This window comes from Streptomyces sp. NEAU-sy36 (assembly GCF_013423905.1).
In the GTDB taxonomy this organism is placed as follows: domain Bacteria; phylum Actinomycetota; class Actinomycetes; order Streptomycetales; family Streptomycetaceae; genus Streptomyces; species Streptomyces misionensis.
Genome location: NZ_CP058977.1, coordinates 2,793,775 through 2,813,984 on the forward strand (window position 1 = coordinate 2,793,775; position 20,210 = coordinate 2,813,984).

Sequence of the window (20,210 nt, forward strand, 5' to 3'; positions counted from 1 at the left end):
GACCACTGACAACGCCCTCCGGCGGGCGGAGGGCGCTGTGGAAAAGCCGGAAAAGCCGTGGGTGGGGGGAGGGGTCAGCCCTGGGCCGACTCCTGCTCCTGCTTGCGGGCCTTGAGGCGCGCGGCCTCCTTGCGGACCTCGGCCTGGGTGGCCCGCTCCTTCTCCAGCCACTCGGGCCGCTCCTGCTTGAGCGCCTCGATCTGCTCCGTGGTGAGCGGCTCGGTCACGCCGCCGCGCGCCAGACCGGCGATGGACACACCGAGCTTCGCGGCGACCACCGGACGCGGGTGGGGGCCGTTGCGCCGCAGCTCGCTCAGCCACTCCGGCGGGTCGGCCTGGAGCTGGTTCAGCTCGGCACGCGAGACCACGCCCTCCTGGAAGGAGGCGGGGGTGGCGGGGAGGTACACACCCAGCTTCTTCGCCGCGGTCGCGGGCTTCATCGTCTGGGTGCTCTGCTGCGACTTCATGCCACAAGGGTATCGGCCACGGATGCGGGGACCGACCACAGCAGGTGACCATCGGACCCCGCGGCCCCGGCCGGTGACTCCGCGCTCGCGTCCCCGGCGGTCGACCACCGCACTCGTGGCCCTGGCCGGCGGCCCCGCGCCTGCCGCCTCTACCGGTGACCATCGCCCTCGCGTCCCCGACCGCCGCGCCCGCGCCCGCGCCCACCGGCCGTCGATCACCGTCCCGCTGTGCCCGCCGGTGGACCCGCGCCCGCCGCCCCGCCCCCTGTCCACCGTGCCCCCGCCCCCGGCCGGTGGCCGCCCGTCCTGCCGCGGCCGGTAACCTGGCCTGGTGACAGGCTCGGAGGAATCACCGTCGTTCCGGCTCGCGTACGTCCCCGGAGTGACCCCCGCCAAGTGGGTGAAGGTCTGGCACGAACGCCTGCCGGACGTCCCGCTCACCCTCGTCCAGGCCCCCGCCGCCGAAGCGCCGGAGCTGCTGCGCGCGGGCGGGGCCGACGCGGGACTCGTACGGCTGCCCGTGGACCGCGACTTCTTCAGCGCGATCCCCCTCTACACCGAGACCAGCGTGGTCGTCGTCCCCAAGGACCACCTGATCACGGCCGCCGACGAGGTCACCCTGGCCGACCTCGCCGACGAGGTGCTCTTCCACCCCCTCGACGACGTCTTCGACTGGGCCGCCCCGCCCGGCGAGCCCGCGTTCGAACGCCCCGCGACGACCCCGGACGCCATCGAGCTGGTCGCCGCGAACGTCGGTCTCCTGGTCGTCCCGCAGTCCCTGGCCCGCCTCTACCACCGCCGCGACCTCACCTACCGCCCGGTGGTGGACGCACCCCAGTCCAGCGTCGCCCTCTCCTGGCCGCAGGAGGCCACCACCGACCTGGTGGAGGACTTCATCGGCATCGTCCGGGGGCGCACGGTCAACAGCACACGCGGGCGTACGACATCGACGCGCGCTGGGGACGGGCGCTCCGCGGGCGGTCGTACGGCGGCCTCGGCGGGCACATCGCAGTCCGACAAGAAGCCCCGGCGGGCCGAGCAGCAGGGCGGCCGGCAGCAGCCCGCCGCCAAGTCGTCGGGCCGCGGCCGCCAGGCCCGCGCGGGCGGGGCCGGGCCGGCCGCCAGGCGGGGCAGGCCACGGCGCCGTTCGTAGGAAGCCCGAAGCGCCTTTTGGCCGGACGTGCTCACGCCGCCGGGTCGGGTTCCTCCGGCCGGACCGCGCTCGGCACCGGGCTCAGCGGCTCGGCCTGCCGTTCCCGCAGGTCGGCCACCGCGAGGGCCAAGGCGACGACGATGATGCCGACGGCCGTCAGCAGCCCCAGCTGAAGGGCGGTCGCCGGGCTGCCGTGGTTGGCGAGGTGGGCGAAGTACACGGCGCCGACGGCGGCGATCCCGGCGGCGGAGCCGATGCGCTGGGCCGTCACCAGGACCCCGCCCGCCGCGCCCGCGCGCCGCACGGGAACGCTCGCCAGGGTGAGCGTGGTGTTGGGGGAGATGGTGACGCCCGAGCCGAGGCCCGCGACCAGCAGGGGCAGGGCCGCCGCCCAGGCCACGCCCCGCCCCGGCACCAGCTGCACCGCCGCGATCACCGTGAGCAGGCCCAGCGCGACCACGCCGAGACCGGCGATCACCAGCTTGCGCCCGTGGCGCACGACCAGCCGGCCGCTCACGGCGGCGCCGATCGCCGAACCGCAGGCGAACGGCAGGGAGGAGAAGCCGGCCGCGAGCGCGGTGTAGCCGACGCCGTTCTGGAGGAACAGGGTGTAGACGAAGAACAGCGTGGTGAAGCCCGCGAAGTAGACCAGGTTCAGCAGCACGCCGAGCGAGAAGGACCGCTGGGCGAACAGCCGCAGGTCCAGCAGCGGCGCCTGCCCCCACCAGCCCTGCCAGCGCTCCCACGCCCAGAAACCCGCCAGCAGCAGCGCGGCCACCGGCAGCAGCGCCCACTTCAGCCGGCCCGTCCACTGCTGTTCCTGCACCAGGGGCAGCATCAGCGCGAGCACGCCCGCACCGAGGAGCAGCACCCCGGGCAGGTCCATGCCCTCGCGCCGGCCCGGCGCGGGCGGGGTGCGCGGCAGCAGCCGCAGCGCCGCGCAGAAGGCGGCGACCCCGATCGGCAGATTGACGTAGAACACCCAGCGCCAGCCGTCGTCGGTGCCGAAGAGGTGGATCAGCAGCCCGCCGGCGGGCGGACCGATGGCCGTGGACAGCCCGACGACGCTGCCCAGCATGCCGAACGCGCGGGCCCGCTCGGTGCCCCGGAACATCTGCTGGATCAGCCCGGTGGTCTGCGGCGCCAGGATGCCCGAGGCCACGCCCTGCGACAGCCGGAAGAACACCAGCCAGCCCGCGTCGGAGGCCAGCCCGCAGGCCGCCGAGGCCAGCGTGAACAGGGCCAGCCCGAACAGGAACACCGTCCGCCGCCCGCGCAGGTCACCGAGCCGTCCGGCGGGCACGAGGGCGAGCCCGAAGGTGAGCGCGTACCCCGAGACGACCCAGGACAGATCGGCCGTGTCGGCACCCAGGCCGCGTTCCATCGAGGGAAGGGCGACGTTCACGATCGAGCTGTCGAGCAGCGTCATGAAGCCCGCCGTCAGACAGACCCAGAGCGCCTGCCAGCGCCGCTTGTCGGCGGCCGGCCCGGCCTTGTCCATGGTCATGGGGGCCACGCTAAGCAGCGACGGGGCGCTGAGCACGCAACAGAGGAACGCCCGGCGCGTCGGTGTCCGTCCGGATACGAGATCGTATGTACGACTATGTTCTCCGCGCCGCCTTCTGCAACCAGGCGTACGCCGACCGCGCCCTGAACTCCGACCGGCCGCCGCGCGGCAGCAGGCCCGCGGTGGCGAAGCCGGGAGCGCCGGCCTGGGCGGCGACGCAGGGGATCGCGAGGCAGCGCATGCCGGCCGCGTGCGCGGCGACGGCACCCGGGGCCGCGTCCTTCAGGCGCGGGCGGCGCGGCCCACCGACTCCACCAGGGGGCCCAGCCGGTAGGGGACGCGCTCGCGCAGCGCCACCTCGGTGCGGGTGCGCACCACGCCCGGCAGGCTGATCAGCTTCTGGATGACGTCCTCCAGATGGGCGTTGTCCCGGCCCACCACCCGGGCGAGCAGATCGCCGCCGCCCGTGATGGAGAAGGCCTCCACGATCTCCGGTACGGCCGCCAGCGCGTCCCCGACGTCGTCGAGGTGGCCCTGGGTGACCTCGATGTGCACGAACGCCAGTACCGGGTGGTCCAGGGCGGCGGGGGAGAGGGAGGGACCGGTGCCCGTGATCACGCCGTCCCGCTCCATGCGGTCCAGGCGGGCCTGGAGCGTGCCGCGGGCGATGCCGAGGATGCGCGCGTACTCGCGCACGCTGGTGCGCGGCTGCTCCAGGAGCAGCCGCAGGATGCGGGTGTCGAGTTCGTCCACGGCCATGATGTACGACTGTACCAATGGCTCAGTGCGCCAGGAGCCGCGCGCACCGCCCGACCTGGGCCGTTGGCCATCCCTCGTGTCGACGACAAGCGTCCTAGATGGGCCATTGGCCCAGTGAATCGGGCCTGGCTTGAGCCACTGCGGTCCTGGATGCTGTCATAGAGACGTCGATGGCGCTGCGGACCCTCCGCGGCGCCTTTTGCGTTCCGGATTTCCTACGTGTTCCTCGGGGAGGGCAGCAGTGCTGAAGAAGGTGTTCGTGGCTCCGGACCCGGGCCGGGCGCGCTTGCGCTGGGCGTCGCGGGCCGTCCTCGGCATCGGGGTCGCCGTGGTGGTCTGTCTGCTGGCCGGGCAGTCCGTCGCCGGCGCGATCACCGGCGGTCTCGCCGCGCTGCTGGCCCTGTTCACCGTCGCCGACGCCACCGTGCGCGGCCAGGCGCTCACCACCGCGCTGCTGCCCGTCGTGGGCCTGCCGGTGCTCGCCGGGGCGGCCGTGCTGCACCCGTACCCCCTCGCGCGGGACCTCGCCTTCCTCGCCGTCGTCGGTGCCGGCGTGTACGCGCGCCGCTGGGGGCCGCGCGGCCACAGCCTGGGCGTGTTCGCGTTCATGATGTTCTTCGCCGCGCAGTTCCTGCACGCCACCCCCGATCGGCTGCCGGAGCTGTCCGCCGCCGTACTGCTCTCCCTGCTCGGCGCGGCCGTGGTCCGCTTCGGGCTGTGGTGCTACGAGCGCGGGCTGCCCCCGGCCCCCGCCGCGCCCGCCCCGCCCGCCGGGACCGGGCTCGCCCGGGTGACCACACGCCAGGCGGTCCAGGCGACCGCGGGCGCGGGCTTCGCCCTGATCGTGGGCGAACTGGTGTCCGGGCAGCGCTGGTACTGGGCCGTCGGCGCCACCTGGTGGGTCTTCGTGGCCACCGCCTCGCGCGGCGAGACCCTGGTACGCGGCTTCCGCCGGGTCCTCGGCACGCTGCTCGGCATCTGCCTGGGCTTCCTCCTCGCCGTACCCGTGCACGGCGCGCCGGTGCCGACGGCGGTCCTGCTCGCCGTCGCCGTCTTCGGGATCTTCTACTCGGCTCCCGTCTCCTACACCTGGATGATGCTCTGGGTGACCGTCCTCGCCGAGCTGCTCTACGGCCTCCTCGGCGTCCTCACCCCCGGCCTGCTGGCGCTGCGCCTCGGCGAGACCGCGGTGGGGGCGGTCGGCGCGGCGCTCGCGGTGCTGTTCGTACTGCCGGTCACCACGCACGCCACCACGGACGCCTGGATCCAGCGCGCCCTGCGCTGCGTCCACGCCTGCACGGCCGAGGCCGCCGCCCGGCTCGCCGGCTCCCCGACGGCCGACCCGGCGCCCCGCGTGGCCGAACTGGAGCAGCTGCTCGGCCGCGTCCGGCTGTCGGTGGCCCCGCTGGTGCACCCGCTGAACCCGCTGCCGGCCCGCAAGCGGCGCGCCCGCCAGGTGCTCGCGCTGCTCGACGACTGCGCCCGGGAGATCCGCGGCCTGGTCGCGGTCGCCGCCGACCCCGAGGCCTCCCACGACGCCCGGCTGTCGACGGCCTGCGGCCGCGTGGAGGCGGCGGTGGAGGCGCTGACCGGGGGCGACGCTACGGCGACGCTCGCCCCGGCGGAGCCGCCGGCGTCCCCCGCGCTCGCACACGTGCACGGCCTGGAGCGAGCTCTGGCCGCCCTCGCGGAGCCGCTGCGGGCGCCGGCGTACGGGGTCTGACGGTTGCGCGGGCCCAGCCGACCGGGGCGGGCGACGCGGTCGCTCCGGTGGACGCCACCGCATCAGGGCCCGTTGGGCGCCGCCGGACCAGAACCGTCTCCGACGGGTCTTGCCGGCAGGCCGGGCGCGGGGCGGTCGGACGGCGTTGGGCGGCTGCGGCCGACCTTCGCCGTCCTGGGCCGTCTTCAGTAGCGGCGCCGGGGAGGATGAGGGCGGCGAGGGCGTGCGGTAATCGTCCACGACAGCCGCGTAGCCAGAGCTGCCGCGCCGGCCGGTGACGGTCGTGGCGACGGTGACCAATGCGGGCCGGGTCTTCGGCCTGATCACCGTCACCGCCGAGCCCAACGAATCCCCCGACTACCTGCGACCTCTTCTCGAGACCGCACTGGCGGGCTGCGCGCCCCCGGCCCTGGGCTCCGGAAGAACTCCCGCCCCACGCCGCCCTCTTGGTCTAGACCGGCGCACGGGGGCTGCTACCGTCGGCGCGGGACAGGCCCGACCGAAAGGGGACAGCGGTGGTACAGGGCGGCGACAGGGCGGGCGGACGGCAGGCGTTCATCGGCTCGTTCACGGCGGCAGGCGGACCGGGACTGGTGACGGCCGAGGTCGCGCCGGGAGGCGGCGCCCTCACCCTCGTCTCCGCCGTGAACGACGTACCGGACCCCTCCTACCTGGCCCTCTCCCCGGACGGGGACATGCTCTACGCGGTCAGCGAGACGGCCGAGGGCGCCGTCGCCGCCTTCCGGGTGAACGGCGGCCGGCCGGAACTCGCCGGGCCGCCCGTGCCGGTGGACGGCAGCGGCCCCACCCACCTCGGCCTGTACGCCGGGCACCTGCTCACCGCCAACTACGGCTGCGGCAGCGTCACCGCCGTACCCCTGCGCCCCGACGGCACCCTGGCCGCGAAACCGTCCGGCCGGCTCCAGCACACCGGCTCCGGCCCGCACGACCGGCGCCAGCGGGGCCCGCACGCCCATCAGGTGCAGCCCGACCCGAGCGGCCGCTGGGCCGTCAGCGTCGACCTCGGCACCGACTCGGTGCGGGTGTGCACCCTGGAGGCGGGCACCCCCACCCTGCACCGCGAGTGCGCGCTGCGGCCCGGCTCCGGGCCCCGCCACCTGGCCTTCCACCCCGACGGCGAACACGCCTACGTCGTCAACGAACTGACCCCCACGGTGACGGTGTGCCGCTGGGACGCCGCGAACGGCTCGCTGAAGCCGCTCAGCGAGGTCCCGCTGCTGCCGGGCGCCCCGGCCGGCGACGCCTACCCCTCGGGGATCGTCGCGTCGCCCGACGGTCGCTTCGTGTGGGCCGCGACGCGCGGCGAGGACGTCCTGTCGGTGCTCGCCGTCGAACCGGACGGTCTGCGCCCGCTCGCCACCGTGCCCTGCGGCGGACACTGGCCCCGCGCCCTGGCCGAGCACGACGGCTTCCTGTACGTGGCCAACGAACGCTCCGGCGACGTCAGCTGGTTCACCGTGGACCAGGCGACCGGACTGCCCCGGTACGACGGCTCGGTGCAGGTGGCCGCCGCCTCCTGCGTCGTCTTCAGGTAAGCGCCCGGGACAGGCGAAAGGGCCCGCTCCCCGAAGGGAGCGGGCCCCGCTCGTCGGGCCGGGCGCGGTCAGCGCACCGGGGTGCCCTGGGGCTGCTGGGGGGCGATGCCCAGGGCCGTCGTGTACTTGGCCAGGGCCAGCTTGCCGATCGCGGGGTACGCGCCCAGCGGCTCGGCCGTGGCACAGCCCGCCTCCTCGGCGGCGGCCGTGAGCAGCGCCGCGTCGATCTCCGGGCCGACCAGGTACGGCGCGAGCGCCAGCTGCTGCGAACCGGCGGCGCGCAGCTGCTCGGCCACGGAGGAGATGGAGCCCTCCTGGTCCAGGGCCGCCGCCATCACCGGCACGGCCAGCCGTGCGGCGAGCAGCATGCCGGTGATCCCGGCCGCCTGCACGGCCTCCTCGCCGCCCACGGAGGCCAGGACGATGCCGTCGGCGGCCGTGGCCACGGTGAACAGCCGGGCGCGGTCGGCGCGGGCCAGACCCGCCTCCGACAGCCGTACGTGCAGCGCCTCGGCGAGCAGCGGGTGCGGGCCGAGGGCATCGGTCAGCTCGGCGGCGACCCGGCTGTCCATCACCGACTGCCGGATCTGCCGCAGCAGCGCGTTGTCCGGACCGGCCAGCAGCGGGACGACCACCGCGACCGGGCCGTCGGGCTCGCTGACGCCCTCGACCCCGGCGGCGACGGCCTGCTCGTAACGGGCCGTGCGCTCCTCGGCGGCGCGTGCCAGCACCGACCGCAGCGCGGGGAACTCGTTGTCGTCACCGTCCAGGTAACCGATCCGGGCGTCGAGGCCCGGCAGCTCGGAACGGGCGATGCTCACGACCTCCTCGGCGAGGCCGCGAGTGGCGGCGCTGGGCACACCGGGCACCGCGAGGACGAGCGCGGGCGCACCCTCGGGAGCCACCAGCGGTTCCGGCCGGCGGTGCCGTCCGGGCTGGCGGGGTCGCGGCATTCGAACAGGCAGGCCGGACGCGGGTCCAGTGGAGGAGCTCATGGCGCCGCATGTTACTGGCTCATCGGACCCTCCCGTTCGGGGAGGGGGCAGGTGAGCGGTATCCGTCCGGTTTTGTCTGATCGCGTACGGGTGGCGGCGACGACGTGCAGCATCGTCGGTTCACCCGGCAGCGTGAGCCGCCCGGCCGCCAGCTCGGTCGCGATCCGTACCGCGCCGTGCAGCGGGTCGCCCTCGGGGAGCACCTGCCGGGCATGCGGCAGCCGGCGCGCCAGCTCCTCGCGCAGCGGGACCAGCAGGGGATCGCCCATCTTGGACAGGCCGCCGGTGAGCGCCACTTCCGGCCGGCCGTCGGGCGGGCAGACGGCCGCGGCGGAATCGGCCATGTGCCGGGCGGCCGCGCGCAGGATGTCCGCCGCGACCGGGTCGTGCGCGGCGCACTCGGCCACCAGGGGCGCGAACGAGGCGAGTACGGCGGGCCGGTCGGGCCGCGGATAGAGCCTGCCCGGCAGTTCGCGCACCGGCCCGAACAGTTTCTCGGCGGACCGTAGCAGCGGGCCGGAGCCGCCGTCGCGGCCGTCGTGGGCGCGCAGTGCCGCCTCCAGACCGGCCCGGCCGATCCAGGCGCCGCCCCCGCAGTCGCCCAGCAGATGCCCCCAGCCATCGGCCCGCCGCCAGGCGGTGAGGTCGGTGCCGACGGCGATCAGTCCGGTGCCCCCGGCGAGCACCGCGCCCGGCCGGGTGCCGAGCGCGCCGGCATAGGCGGTGACGGCGTCGGCGGCCAGCGCCGCCCGCGCCACCCCCAGCTCGCGGGCGAGGGCGCCCGGCAGTTCGGCGCGCAACGCGTCGCCCAGGGTGGCGAACCCGGCGGCGCCGATGACGGCCGTACCCAGCTCGGTCACGCCCGCCCGCGCCGCCAGGTCCCGGGCCAGGGGCGCCAGTTGGGTCATCAGATGGCCGGGGTCGATGCCCCGCGCGCCGGTGCGGACCGGCTCCCGGGTCTCCCGCTGTGCCGACGGCGCCCGGCCCGGAACGCCGACGGCGACCCGGAGGCCGGAACCGCCGGAGTCCACGGCGAGATACCCGGCGGCCGTCATGGCAGACGCCAGTCCACGGGCTGTCCGCCCTGCTGGATCAGCAGGTCGTTGGCCCGGCTGAAGGGCCGTGAGCCGAAGAAACCGCGGTCGGCCGACATGGGCGAGGGATGCGCGGACTCCACCGCCGGCAGGTTCCCCAGCAGCGGGCGCAGATTGCGGGCGTCACGGCCCCACAGGATGGACACCAGCGGCTTGCCGCGGGCCGCCAGTGCCCGGATCGCCTGCTCGGTGACCTCCTCCCAGCCCTTGCCGCGATGGGCGCCCGGGCTGCGCGGCGCGGTGGTCAGCGCCCGGTTCAGCAGCAGGACGCCCTGCTGGGTCCAGGGGGTGAGGTCGCCGTTGGACGGCTGCGGCAGACCCAGGTCCTGGTGCAGCTCGCGGTAGATGTTGATCAGGCTCGGCGGCAGCGGCCGTACCTCGGGGGCGACCGAGAACGACAGGCCCACCGCGTGCCCGGGGGTGGGGTAGGGGTCCTGACCGACGATCAGGACCCTTACCTCGTCGAAGGATTGCTGGAAGGCCCGCAGGACGTTGGCCCCGGCCGGGAGGTAGGTGCGTCCCGCGGCGATCTCCGCGCGCAGGAAGTCGCCCATCTGGGCGATCCGTCCGGCCACGGGTTCCAGGGCCTTCGCCCAGCCCGGTTCGACGATTTCATGCAAGGGTCGTGGTGCCACGGGCGTCACCCTACTGCCGTGAACCGGTCGGTGATCAACCGATGACCGGAACACGGCCGGACACCCGGCCCTCGCCGCATCCGTGAGCGCGGCACGTTTCCCCCGTTCCGCGACGGCCCGCCGTCCGCTGCGCGTCCGCCGTCAGCCGACCACCGCGGCGCGCACGCACAGCACGTCCGGCAGGTGCGCGGCCACCTGCTGCCAGCTGTCGCCGTCGTCGGCCGAGGCGAACACCTCGCCGTTGCGATTGCCGAAGTACACGCCCGCCGGGTCGGCGTCGTCGGTGCACAGGGCGTCCCGCAGCACCGTGCCGTAGTGGTCCCCGGCCGGCAGGCCCCGGGTCAGGGGCTCCCAGGAGTCGCCGCCGTCGGCCGTGCGGAAGACCCGGCAGCGCCGGCCGGCCGGGACGCGGTCGCTGTCCGCGTGGATCGGGAAGACGTACGCCGTGCCGCCGCGGCGCGGGTGCGCGGCCGCCGCGAAGCCGAACGTGGACGGCAGGCCCGCGCCGATGTCGGTCCAGTGCGCGCCCGCGTCGTCGCTGCGGTACACCCCCCAGTGGTTCTGGAGGTACAGCCGGTCCGGGTCGGCCGCGTCCCGCGCGACCTTGTGCACGCACTGGCCGAACTCGGGGTCCGGGTCCGGCAGGAACACCGCGGACACCCCCGAGTTGGACGGTGTCCAGCTCGCCCCGCCGTCGGTGGTGCGGAACACGCCGGCGGCGGAGACGGCCACCGTCAGCGCGGCCTTGTCGCGCGCGTCCGTGAGCACCGTGTGCAGCCCCTCGCCGCCGCCGCCCGGCACCCAGCGGGAGCGGGTGGGGTGCTCCCACAGCGGCCGGACCAGTTCGAAGCTCTCGCCGCGGTCCGCCGAGCGGTACAGCGCGGCCGGTTCCGTGCCCGCGTACACGACGTCGGGTTCGGCGGCGGCCGGGTGCAACTGCCAGACGCGCTCCAGGGAGGCGCCGGTGTCCTTGGGGAACCTGACGGCCGGCCTCGGCGGCTCGGTCCAGGTGCGGCCCAGGTCGTCGGAGTGGAACACCGACGGCCCCCAGTGGGCGCTGTCACCGCCCGCGAGCAGCCGCGGGGTGCCGGACCGGGTGTCGATCGCGACCGAATAGACGGCCTGCGCGTTGAAGTACGGGCTTTCGTCGAACTCCCAGGGGCCCTGGCCCCGCCGCCGTCCGATGAACAGGCCTTTGCGGGTGCCCACCGCCAGCAGTACCTCGGTCATGCCGATCACCTCCGGGACGCCTTTGTCCCAGTTGTCGTCAGTTGTCGGCCAGTGTGCACCCCGCCACTGACAGTCTCCTCCGGAGCGGACGTCGCCCCAGCTCACAGGGGTGTCGGCGGCCCCGGAGGGGGAGGTACCGGTTCCGTTCCCGCATGTGCCTGCGGGGAGCGGGTGCCTCGTGCGACCGTCGGGGTGACGGTTTGTCACGGGCGGGCGGTCCGGCCGGCCGCGAGTTCGTGGGGAGGACGGCGTTGCGCGGTCCGAGGGTGTGGCTCTGGCGCTGGCGGCGCAACCCGCTCAGACGTCGGGCGGACGTCGTGGAGGGCTGGGTGGTGCTGGGCGTCTGGCTGCTCACCGTGCTGGCCGGGTCGCTCGCCGGGGTCGCGGTGGCCCGCTCCGTGTCGGACGGACTGGCCCACCAGCGCGCGGGCCGGCACCCGGCCGTCGCCCACCTGGTCGCGAGGGCCCCTCGGGCGTCCGCGAGGCGCCGGAACCCGTTGCCCGGTGAACGGGTCTGGGCCGAGGTGCGCTGGACGGCGGCCGACGGCTCCGCCCGCGCCGGCCGGGTCCGGGTGGCGCCGGGCAGCGCGGCCGGCACCCGGGTCACCGTCTGGACCGATCGCCGGGGCCACCTCGTCGACAGCCCCGTCACGCCCGGCCAGGCCGCCCTGCGAGCCGCCTTCCTCGGCGGCCTGGCGGGCGCCGCCACCGCGCTCGTCCCCTTCGGCGGCGGCCTGCTCCTCCGCGTCCGCCTGGAACGCCGCCGGCTGACCGCCTGGGACACGGAATGGGCCCGGCTGGGCCCGCAGTGGGGGCGCATGGTGTGACCCGGGGGGGGGCGCTTCGGGAGACGATTCCCACTCCGGCAGGCGAGTACGGGGCCTGCGCGCCTGCACCGGCCCCAGGACGCCGTCTCCCGCCACCGCGCCGTCGCACCGCCGTGGGCTGAGCATCTGCTGTCTGCTGTCTCCCGTCATCGCGCCGTCGCACCGCAAGCTGCCGCCTGCCGTGTCCCGACACCGCACCGCCGTGCGCCGCCGCGCGCCCCACGATCAGCCGCCTGCCGCCTGCCGCCTGCCGCCTGCCGACGCGGCGCCGCACCCTCGGCCGCCCCGCCCGCTCCGCACCCGTCCTCCGACGCCCGTTCCGCCGCCCGCCCCCGGCGCCCGTCTGCCCCCCGTTCCCGGCGCCCCAGGACGTACGCCCTGCCGCCCGACGCGCGGCAGGGCGTACGTCGGCAGTATCGCGGACGGGGCGGCGTGCGGGACCCGCGGTCTTCGCTCGCCCGGCGCCCCGCCGGCCCCGTCCCCGGTCCGCGGGGCGGGCCGTCGAGCAGCCGCGGGTCTCCCCGACTCCGTCAGGCGAGGCCGGGCAGTGCGCGGTTCAGGATCGTGTCGACGTCGGTGCCGGCCGGGAGGGTGCCGAAGGCATGGCCCCAGTCGCCGCCCAGGCGGGACGCGCAGAAGGCGTCCGCGACCGCGTGCGGGGCGTGGCGGACCAGCAGGGCGGCCTGGAGGGCGAGCGCCGTCCGCTCGACCAGCCGGCGGGCGCCGAACTGGTCCGCCCCGGCCAGCTCGGTCTTCAGGGAGGCCACGGCGGCGTCGAGGCGGGCGTCCGCACCGCGCGCGAGCGCCAGCTCGGCGAACAGCGCCTCCGCGCTGACCGGTTCCCGGCCGAGGGCGCGCAGCACGTCCAGCGCGTTGACGTTGCCCGAGCCCTCCCAGATCGACAGCAGCGGGGCCTCCCGGTAGTGCCGGGGCATGCCGGAGTCCTCCACGTACCCGTTGCCGCCCAGGCACTCCAGGGCCTCCGCGGTGAAGGCCGGCCCCCGCTTCGTCACCCAGTACTTGCCGACGGCCGTGGCGATCCGCCGGAAGGCGCGTTCACCGTCGTCCCCCCGCACCGCCCGGTCCGCCGCCCCGGCCAGCCGCAGCGTGAGCGTGGTCGCCGCCTCCGACTCCAGCGCGAGATCGGCCAGTACATGGCGCATCAGCGGCTGTTCGAGCAGCCGGGCGCCGAACGCGGTGCGGTGCCCGGCGTGGTGACCGGCCTCCACCAGCGTCCTTCGCATCAGCGTCGCCGTGGCCATCACGCAGTCCAGACGGGTGCAGTTGACCATCTCGATGATGGTCTTCACCCCCCGCCCCTCGGGGCCCACCAGCCAGGCCACGGTCCGGTCGAACTCCGGCTCCGAGGAAGCGTTGGACCGGTTGCCCAGCTTGTCCTTGAGGCGCTGGATGCGGAAGGCGTTGCGGCTGCCGTCGGGCAGCACCCGGGGCACCAGGAAGCAGGACAGCCCGCCGGGGGCCTGCGCCAGCACCAGGAAGACGTCGCACATCGGCGCCGACGTGAACCACTTGTGCCCGCGCAGCGTGTACACGCCGGGCTCGCCGGTGGGCGTGGCCGTCGTGGTGTTGGTACGGACGTCCGAGCCGCCCTGCTTCTCGGTCATCCCCATCCCGGCGAGCAGCCCGCGCTTCCCGGTCGGCACCCGCAGCCCGGGCTCGTACTCCCGGCTGGTGAGCAGCGGCTCGTAGATCTCGGCCAGCTCAGGCTGCGCGCGCAGCGTGGGCACGGCGGCGTACGTCATCGAGGTCGGGCAGCCGTGCCCCGTGTCCGTGTGCCCCCACACCAGCCCGCCCGCCGTACGGGCCACATGGGCGCCGGGCCGTTCGTCCGCCCAGGCCGAACCGGCGAGGCCCGCCCCCACCGCCGTGCGCAGCAGGTGGTGCCAGCCGGGGTGGAACTCCACCTCGTCGACGCGGTGGCCGTAGCGGTCGTGGGTGCGCAGCACCGGCTCGTGGCGGTTGGCCTGTTCGCCCCACTCCTGGGCCTCGGCGCTGCCGGCCCGGACACCGAGGCGGCGGACGTCCTCCTCGGCCCACCCGGCGCCCTCCCGGCGCAGCCCCTCCAGGAGGGCGGCGTCGTCGGAGGCGTCGTAGGGGACCAGCGGCGGGGGCTGGTTGGTGACGTCGTGCGTGGCGGACCCTGCGGGCCTCTGTGCGTCTGCGGCGACCATACGGCCATGTTGCGCTTTGCCTGCGACTGTAGCAACAGTGCAATATGGCCGCGGACGTAAGGTACGTGCCCATGCGCGTGAACGAGTCGGCCGGGCCCCGGGCGGCCGGCCTGCGGTCCCTGTCCGCACGGTCGGCCGTGCTGAGCATGCTGCTCGCCGTGCACCCGCCGCAGTTGCCGGTGAAGGACCTCCTGCGGCTGGTCGAACCCTTCGGCGTCGGCGGCTCCACGCTGCGGGCCGCCCTGAGCCGGATGGTGGCCGCGGGCGACCTGTGGCGCACCGACGCCGTCTACGGGCTCAGCGACCGGCTGCTCGCCCGTCAGCGCCGGCAGGACGACGCGATCCACCCCGGCACCCGCGCGTGGCACGGCGACTGGGAGATGGTGGTGATCACGGCGACGGGACGCGGTCCCGCCGAACGCGCCGAGCTGCGCGCCCGGCTGGCCGCTCTGCGCCTGGCCGAACTGCGCGAGGGCGTCTGGCTGCGCCCGGCCAACCTCGAACGGCGCCTGCCCGACGGACTGCGCGAGGTGGCGGGGTCGTACACCGCCCGTCCCGACGAGCCGGCGCAGGACCTGGTCGCCCGTCTGTGGCCGCTGGACGGCTGGGCGGCCACCGCCCGCGCCCTGCTCGCCCACGCGGCCGCGGCGCCCGGCCCCGCCGAACGCCTCACCGCCTTCGCGGCGATCGTGCGCCATCTCCTGGGCGACCCCGTCCTCCCGCCCGCCCTCCTGCCCCCCGACTGGCCGGGCCCCGCGCTGCGCACGGCCTATGCCGAGTACCGGCGGGAGGTGGCCGCCGCGGCGGGCTGGCGGGACCGGGGCGAGGCGTGACGGCCCGCGGACCGCGGCGGCCGCCGGCTGCCCGGACCCCTGCCGTACGGGTGGCGCGGGCGGCGCGCAGGGCGTTTGCTGGAGTCGGCGGGAGGCAGCGGGAATCAGGAGGATGACCAGGCCGGTCGCGGGCACTCGGTGGGGCGAGGAGGACGATCTCACCCGAGGAGAGTCATGGCTGAGCGGAACGACTCGTCGGTCCTCACGGCGCCCCTGCGCGGTGCCGCGTCGGTGCTGCGCAAGGTGCCCGGCGCCCCGGCGGTGGGCAGGGCCGCGGAGGAAACCCTGGACAAGGTGGGCGCGGTCTCCCCGCGCGGACGGCGCATCGCGGTGTACGCCGGCGCGGGGGTGCTCGGCGCCGCGGGCGTGGTGGAGTGGCCGGTGGCCCTGACCGGCGCCGCGGTGGCCTGGCTCACCCAGCCCCGGCCCGCCCAGCGGGAGGCGGCGGCACCACTGGAGGAGACGGCACAGCGCCCGCACGATCTCGGCACCGCCGCACTGCGGTCCGGCCCCGAGACCCACGAACACGGGCCCGAACACGGACACGGGCACCGGCAGGAACACGGACACGGGAAGAAGCACGGGCACGGGCACACCGGCGAGGACGAGGCACCGGGCGCCGACGCCCCCAAGAAGATGACCGGGCCCCTCGGTCCCACCGCACGCCCCGACCGCACCACCCGCTGAGGAGGGCCCCTTGCCCGGTCTGTTCACCGTGCCGCGAGCCACCCTCCGGCTGCTGCCCGCGGCACCGCGGCTGCTCGCCCGTGCCTCCGCGCCCGCCGTGGGGGTCGCCGCCGGGGCGGCCGCGGGGACGGCGCGCGCGGGCGTGCGCGGCATGGACGCCGCCGTGTGGGTCGCCCGCGTCGCCCGCAACACCCTGCCCGGCGGCGACGACCACTGGCGCTCCGGCACCCGCACCCACCTCGCGCTGCGCCCCCTGCCGCCCGAGCCCGGCGACTGCGCGGAGCCGCCCCCGGCACACGAACGCGTCGGCGGCACGGCACCCTCCGCGCCGGGCACGGGCACGGCACCCACCGGGCCGGAAGGCACGGCCGGCACGACGCCCCCCGCCGGGCGGCCCGAGCCCCCCTCGGCCCACGAGCACCCGGCGGACCCCACGCCTCCGAGCCCCGGGCCCCTCGGGGACACGGAACCCCCGCCCGCCGCACCCCCTCCGGGCACGGAACCCCCGCCCGCCGCACCCCACGGCCGCGCCCGCACCGCCCACCTGGCCCGCCGTGTCGCCGCCGCCCTCGCCGAGCGGCCCGACGTCCTGTTCGCCTACTGGGACGAGGGGCTGGGCCGGCTGGTCGTGAGCGCCACCGAGGAGGAGGCCGGTGACGAGGTCCTCGCACGCGCCGCGGAACTGGCCGCCCACCACGGGCTCGAACTGGCCGCAGCGGACGTGGAGGAGACCACCCACCCGGCCGACCCCGCCGGGGTGCGCACCGCCGTGGCCACCCTGTCGGCCGACGCGCTGGGCATCGCCCTCGCACTCGCCGGGTACGCGCTGCGGCTGCCGCCCTCGCCCCGGATGGTGACCGCCGTGGTGACGCTGCTGCGGGAGAACCCGCGCTTCCGCGCCTGGCTGCGCACCCGTCTCGGCCCCGCCCGGATGGACCTCGTCCTGGCCGCCGCCAACGCCGCCGTGCACGGCGCGGGGCAGACCCCGGCCTCGCTCCTGCTCGACGGCGCCCTGCGCACCTGCCAGGTCGCCGAGACCGTCGCTCGCGCGGCCGCCTTCGACGCCGTGCACGACGACCTGTGCGCCCCCGGCCGCGTCAGCCTCGCGCCCGGTGCCGAGCCCCGCCCGCCACTGCGGGAGTCGCCCGCCCAGGAGTACGCGGCACACGCCTCCGCGGGCAGCGTGCTGGGCGCCGCCGCGACACTGCTGGTCAAGCACGACGTGGCGGAGGCCGCCGAGGCGGTGCTCGCCGGCTCGCCCAAGGCCGCCCGCTACGGCCCCGCCGCCTTCCACGCCGTGCTCAGCGCCGCCCTCTCCCGGGCCGGGGTGCTGGTGCGCGACCCGGACCGGCTGCGCCAGCTGGAGATGGCGGGCACCGTCGTGCTGCACTGCGGTGCGCTGCGCGGCCCGGACGGGGAGGCCGACCCGTGGGCCGAACCGGTGCTGGACGCGGCCCGCCGCGCCGGGCTCAGGGTGGTCCTCGTGGACGACCCCGCCCTGGAGGACTTCACCGGCCTCGCCGACCAGGTCGTGGACGCCCGCCGCCCGCTGGACGACGTGGTCTACGAGGCGCGCCGCGAGGCGGACGCCGTCCTCACGGTGGCCCGCGTGCGCTCGGCCGACGAGAGCGACGTCCTGGCCGCGCTGCGTGGCAGCGATGTCGCCGTCGCCCTCACCGACCGGGACGGCGCCGTGGTGTGGGGCGCCGACATCCTGGCCCTGCACGGGCTGCCCGACGTGTGGCGGGTGCTGACCGCGATACCCGCGGCCCGCGCGGTCGGCCGCCGCGCCCAGACCATGGCCCGCTCCGGCGCCGCGCTGTCCGGACTGCTCGTGGCCGTCGGCGAGGCCAAGGGCGGCCGGGGGCGCCTCGCCATGCTGCCGGGGCTGCGGCACGCGCCCGTCGACGCCGGCGCCGCCACCGCCCTGTTCTCCGGCGTCCGCGCCGCGCTCGGCGTGGCACTGGCCCGCGCCCCGCACCCGCGGCCCCGGGTGCACTGGCACGAACTCGACCCGGACCAGGCCCGGGACCGCCTCGAACACCAACCCGCCGAGGAAAGCACCCCGTTGGGCGCCCTCACCGCTCGGGTGCGCACCGCGGCCGAAGGGGTGTACCGGCATCCGCTGGTGGCCCCGGCCCGCTGGACCTACGAGCTGGGCAGCGCCGTCCGCGGCGAGCTGCACGATCCGCTCACCCCGGTCCTCGCGGTCGGCTCGGCCGCCTCCGCGATCCTCGGCTCGGTCGTGGACGCCCTGCTCGTCGTCGGTGCCCTCGACCTGAACGCCCTCGTCGGCGGCGTCCAACGGCTGCGCGCCGAACGGGCGTTGTCGGGTCTGGTCGCGGACCAGAAGCGCAAGGCCCGGGTGGTGCCGCCCGAGGAGGAGGCCCCGGCCGGCGGTACCCGCACCGTGGAGGCGGGCAAGCTCGCGCCCGGCGACGTGATCCAGCTGAAGGGCGACGACGTGGTGCCCGCCGACGCCCGGCTGCTGTGGCAGGACGGCCTGGAGGTGGACGAGTCGGCGCTGACCGGCGAGTCCCTGCCGGTGGAGAAGGACACCGATCCCACCCCGCACGCGCCCGTCGCCGACCGCAGCTGCATGGTCTTCGAGGGCACGACCGTGGTGGCGGGCGAGGCGCGGGCCGTCGTGGTCGACACCGGCGAGCACACCGAGGCCGCCCGCGCCGTCCACCTCGCCGCGCGCACGCCCCCGGCGGCCGGGGTCCAGGCCCGCCTCCAGGAACTCACCCGCAAGGCACTGCCGTTGACGCTGGCGGGCGGCGCCGCCGTGACCGGCCTGGCGCTGCTGCGCGGCACCCCGATCCGCGAGGCGGTCAGCGGGGGAGTGGCGGTCGCCGTGGCCGCGGTCCCCGAGGGGCTGCCCCTGGTGGCGACGGTCGCCCAGCTGGCGGCCGCCCGGCGGCTCAGCCGCGACGGCGTCCTGGTGCGCACCCCGCGCACCCTGGAGGCGCTCGGCCGGATGGACACCATCTGCTTCGACAAGACCGGCACCCTCACCGAGAACCGGCTGCGCCTGGTGCGGGTCTCGGACGCGGAGGGAACCGTGCGCGCCGCCGCCGACACCGGCTCCGCGGACACCGTACGGGCCGCCGCGCGGGCCTGTCCCCGCACCAACGGCGGCTCCGACCGGCCGGTGCACGCCACCGACGAGGCCGTCCTGGACGCCGCCGGGCCCGACCGGGCGTGGACCCAGCTCGCGGGCCTGCCCTTCGAGGCAGCCCGCGGCTACGCGGCCGCCGTCGGACAGAGCGGTGACGGACCGCGCCTCCTCGTGGTCAAGGGCGCCCCGGAGACCGTGCTGCCCGCCTGCGCCGGACTCCCGGCCGGGGCCGCCAACGCGGCCCAGGAACTGGCCGGTTCGGGACTGCGCGTCCTCGCCGTGGCCGAACGCCGGCTCGACCCCGGCGACGACCCGTCCGATGTACTCGAACAACCGCTCCAGGAACTGGAGTTCACCGGCGTGCTGGCGCTGTCCGACGTGCCCCGCGACACCTCGACGGCGCTGGTGAAGGGGCTGCACGAGGCGGGCGTACGGCCCGTCGTGCTCACCGGCGACCACCCGCAGACCGCGCGCGCCATCGCCGCCGAACTGGGCTGGCCGGAGGAGACCGTGGTGGTCACCGGCGACGAACTGGCCGCGGCCGACCGGGCGTCCAGGGCCCGGATGCTGCGTGACGCGGGCGTGGTGGCCCGGGTGGCGCCCGAGCAGAAGCTCCAGGTCGTCGAGGCGCTGCGGGACGCGGGCCGGGTGGTCGGCATGGTCGGCGACGGCGCCAACGACGCCGCGGCCATCCGCGCCGCCGACATCGGCGTCGGCATCAGCGCCCGGGGCTCGGCCGCCGCCCGCAACGCCGCCGACATCGTGCTGACCGACGACGACCTGACGGTGCTGATCGACGCCATCGGCGAGGGCCGCGCCCTGTGGCACAGCGTCGCCGACGCCATCGCCATCCTCATCGGCGGCAACGCGGGCGAGGTGGCCTTCGGCCTCATCGGCACCCTGCTGTCCGGCCGGGCGCCGCTGTCCACCCGGCAGATGCTCATGGTCAACCTGTTCACCGACCTGTTCCCGTCGATGGCGGTGGCCGTCACCGAGAAGGAGGGCGAAGCGGACCTCGCCCATGTCGAGGAGGCGGCCGGGGTGCTGGGCGACCCGCTGCTGCGGCAGATCCGGCACCGTGCCACGACCACCTGTCTGGGCGCGCTCACGGCCTGGCTGATCGGCCGTTTCACCCCGGGCACCGCCCGCCGCTCCAGCACCATGGCGCTGTGCGGGGTGGTCGGCACCCAGCTGGTGCAGACCCTCCTCGACCGGCGCGACAGCCGGCTGGTGCAGCTCACCTCGCTGGGCTCCGCCGCGGCCCTCGTCGCCGTCGTCCAGACCCCCGTCCTCAGCCGCGCCTTCGGCTGCACCCCGCTCGGCCCCGTCGCCTGGGGCGGCGTGGTCGCCGCCATCGGGCTGGCGCTGGCGGGACAGCGGGCGCTGCCCCGGCTGGAGGAGACGGTGGTACGGCTGCTGCCGACCTGAGAT

The 20,210-nt window shown here is 76.2% G+C and carries 15 protein-coding genes and 1 pseudogene; 7 read left to right on the plus strand and 9 right to left on the minus strand.

Going from position 1 to position 20,210, the window contains the following annotated elements:
- Positions 1–74: 74 nt before the first annotated feature.
- The gene (locus HZZ00_RS12835) at positions 75–467 is read right to left on the minus strand and encodes a DUF5997 family protein (protein ID WP_180332297.1); all 393 of its coding nucleotides are present in this window, start codon (positions 465–467) and stop codon (positions 75–77) included.
- A 331-nt stretch (positions 468–798) separates the two neighbouring features.
- On the opposite strand from HZZ00_RS12835, the gene HZZ00_RS12840 reads away from it, so the two are divergent.
- Entirely contained in the window at positions 799–1,620 is an 822-nt protein-coding gene (locus HZZ00_RS12840; RefSeq protein WP_180332298.1) for a LysR family transcriptional regulator substrate-binding protein, read from the plus strand.
- A 31-nt stretch (positions 1,621–1,651) separates the two neighbouring features.
- Here the strand turns inward: HZZ00_RS12840 and HZZ00_RS12845 are convergent, their stop codons facing one another.
- The 3 genes and pseudogenes from HZZ00_RS12845 to HZZ00_RS12855 form a co-directional block, all read right to left on the minus strand.
- Positions 1,652–3,127 carry an MFS transporter gene (locus HZZ00_RS12845; RefSeq protein WP_180332299.1) on the minus strand — a complete coding sequence of 492 codons (1,476 nt, stop codon included), beginning with the start codon at positions 3,125–3,127 and terminating at the stop codon, positions 1,652–1,654.
- A gap of 94 nt (positions 3,128–3,221) precedes the next feature.
- Positions 3,222–3,413 (minus strand): annotated as a pseudogene (locus HZZ00_RS12850) (HAD family phosphatase); the annotation flags it as partial.
- The gene (locus tag HZZ00_RS12855; RefSeq protein ID WP_074995994.1) at positions 3,410–3,886 is read right to left on the minus strand and encodes an Lrp/AsnC family transcriptional regulator; all 477 of its coding nucleotides are present in this window, start codon (positions 3,884–3,886) and stop codon (positions 3,410–3,412) included. The gene HZZ00_RS12855 and the pseudogene HZZ00_RS12850, both read right to left, overlap by 4 nt.
- Before the next feature lie 241 nt (positions 3,887–4,127).
- Here HZZ00_RS12855 and HZZ00_RS12860 point away from each other — a divergent pair, with 241 nt between their 5' ends.
- Complete coding sequence (locus HZZ00_RS12860; RefSeq protein ID WP_180332300.1) at positions 4,128–5,609, plus strand: FUSC family protein; 1,482 nt, start codon at positions 4,128–4,130, stop codon at positions 5,607–5,609.
- Between the two features lie 515 nt (positions 5,610–6,124).
- Complete coding sequence (locus HZZ00_RS12865) at positions 6,125–7,165, plus strand: lactonase family protein (protein ID WP_180332301.1); 1,041 nt, start codon at positions 6,125–6,127, stop codon at positions 7,163–7,165.
- A gap of 68 nt (positions 7,166–7,233) precedes the next feature.
- Here the strand turns inward: HZZ00_RS12865 and HZZ00_RS12870 are convergent, their stop codons facing one another.
- The 4 genes from HZZ00_RS12870 to HZZ00_RS12885 form a co-directional block, all read right to left on the minus strand.
- Positions 7,234–8,160, minus strand: coding sequence for a sirohydrochlorin chelatase (locus HZZ00_RS12870; RefSeq protein WP_107409079.1), 927 nt, complete (start codon positions 8,158–8,160; stop codon positions 7,234–7,236).
- An 11-nt stretch (positions 8,161–8,171) separates the two neighbouring features.
- On the minus strand, positions 8,172–9,215 hold the full coding sequence (locus HZZ00_RS12875) for an N-acetylglucosamine kinase (protein ID WP_180332302.1): 1,044 nt from the start codon (positions 9,213–9,215) through the stop codon (positions 8,172–8,174).
- Entirely contained in the window at positions 9,212–9,889 is a 678-nt protein-coding gene (locus HZZ00_RS12880) for a uracil-DNA glycosylase (protein ID WP_180332303.1), read from the minus strand. The genes HZZ00_RS12875 and HZZ00_RS12880 overlap by 4 nt, the downstream gene beginning before the upstream one ends.
- A 141-nt stretch (positions 9,890–10,030) precedes the next feature.
- On the minus strand, positions 10,031–11,119 hold the full coding sequence (locus tag HZZ00_RS12885) for an exo-alpha-sialidase (protein WP_257585768.1): 1,089 nt from the start codon (positions 11,117–11,119) through the stop codon (positions 10,031–10,033).
- Between the two features lie 251 nt (positions 11,120–11,370).
- On the opposite strand from HZZ00_RS12885, the gene HZZ00_RS12890 reads away from it, so the two are divergent.
- Complete coding sequence (locus HZZ00_RS12890; protein WP_257585770.1) at positions 11,371–11,946, plus strand: hypothetical protein; 576 nt, start codon at positions 11,371–11,373, stop codon at positions 11,944–11,946.
- 530 nt (positions 11,947–12,476) lie between these two features.
- On the opposite strand, the gene HZZ00_RS12895 is transcribed toward HZZ00_RS12890, so the two are convergent.
- A complete protein-coding gene (locus tag HZZ00_RS12895) occupies positions 12,477–14,138 on the minus strand; it encodes an acyl-CoA dehydrogenase family protein (RefSeq protein ID WP_180332305.1) in 1,662 nt (553 codons plus the stop codon).
- Between the two features lie 71 nt (positions 14,139–14,209).
- Between HZZ00_RS12895 and HZZ00_RS12900 the strand changes: the two genes are divergently transcribed.
- From HZZ00_RS12900 to HZZ00_RS12910, 3 genes are all read left to right on the plus strand, one after another.
- Positions 14,210–14,971, plus strand: coding sequence for a PaaX family transcriptional regulator C-terminal domain-containing protein (locus HZZ00_RS12900; RefSeq protein WP_180332306.1), 762 nt, complete (start codon positions 14,210–14,212; stop codon positions 14,969–14,971).
- 174 nt (positions 14,972–15,145) lie between these two features.
- Complete coding sequence (locus HZZ00_RS12905; protein WP_180332307.1) at positions 15,146–15,658, plus strand: hypothetical protein; 513 nt, start codon at positions 15,146–15,148, stop codon at positions 15,656–15,658.
- A gap of 10 nt (positions 15,659–15,668) precedes the next feature.
- Entirely contained in the window at positions 15,669–20,207 is a 4,539-nt protein-coding gene (locus HZZ00_RS12910; protein ID WP_374028523.1) for an HAD-IC family P-type ATPase, read from the plus strand.
- Positions 20,208–20,210 lie beyond the last annotated feature (3 nt).

What these genes read in the sequence shown, in the direction of transcription:
- HZZ00_RS12885 (WP_257585768.1), bottom strand. Translation starts at nt 11,119, where the DNA reads ATGACCGAGGTACTGCTGGCGGTGGGCACCCGCAAAGGCCTGTTCATC.
- HZZ00_RS12905 (WP_180332307.1), top strand. Translation starts at nt 15,146, where the DNA reads ATGGCTGAGCGGAACGACTCGTCGGTCCTCACGGCGCCCCTGCGCGGT.
- HZZ00_RS12875 (WP_180332302.1), bottom strand. Translation starts at nt 9,215, where the DNA reads ATGACGGCCGCCGGGTATCTCGCCGTGGACTCCGGCGGTTCCGGCCTC.
- HZZ00_RS12855 (WP_074995994.1), bottom strand. Translation starts at nt 3,886, where the DNA reads ATGGCCGTGGACGAACTCGACACCCGCATCCTGCGGCTGCTCCTGGAG.
- HZZ00_RS12845 (WP_180332299.1), bottom strand. Translation starts at nt 3,127, where the DNA reads ATGACCATGGACAAGGCCGGGCCGGCCGCCGACAAGCGGCGCTGGCAG.
- HZZ00_RS12870 (WP_107409079.1), bottom strand. Translation starts at nt 8,160, where the DNA reads ATGAGCTCCTCCACTGGACCCGCGTCCGGCCTGCCTGTTCGAATGCCG.
- HZZ00_RS12835 (WP_180332297.1), bottom strand. Translation starts at nt 467, where the DNA reads ATGAAGTCGCAGCAGAGCACCCAGACGATGAAGCCCGCGACCGCGGCG.
- HZZ00_RS12895 (WP_180332305.1), bottom strand. Translation starts at nt 14,138, where the DNA reads ATGGTCGCCGCAGACGCACAGAGGCCCGCAGGGTCCGCCACGCACGAC.
- HZZ00_RS12900 (WP_180332306.1), top strand. Translation starts at nt 14,210, where the DNA reads ATGCGCGTGAACGAGTCGGCCGGGCCCCGGGCGGCCGGCCTGCGGTCC.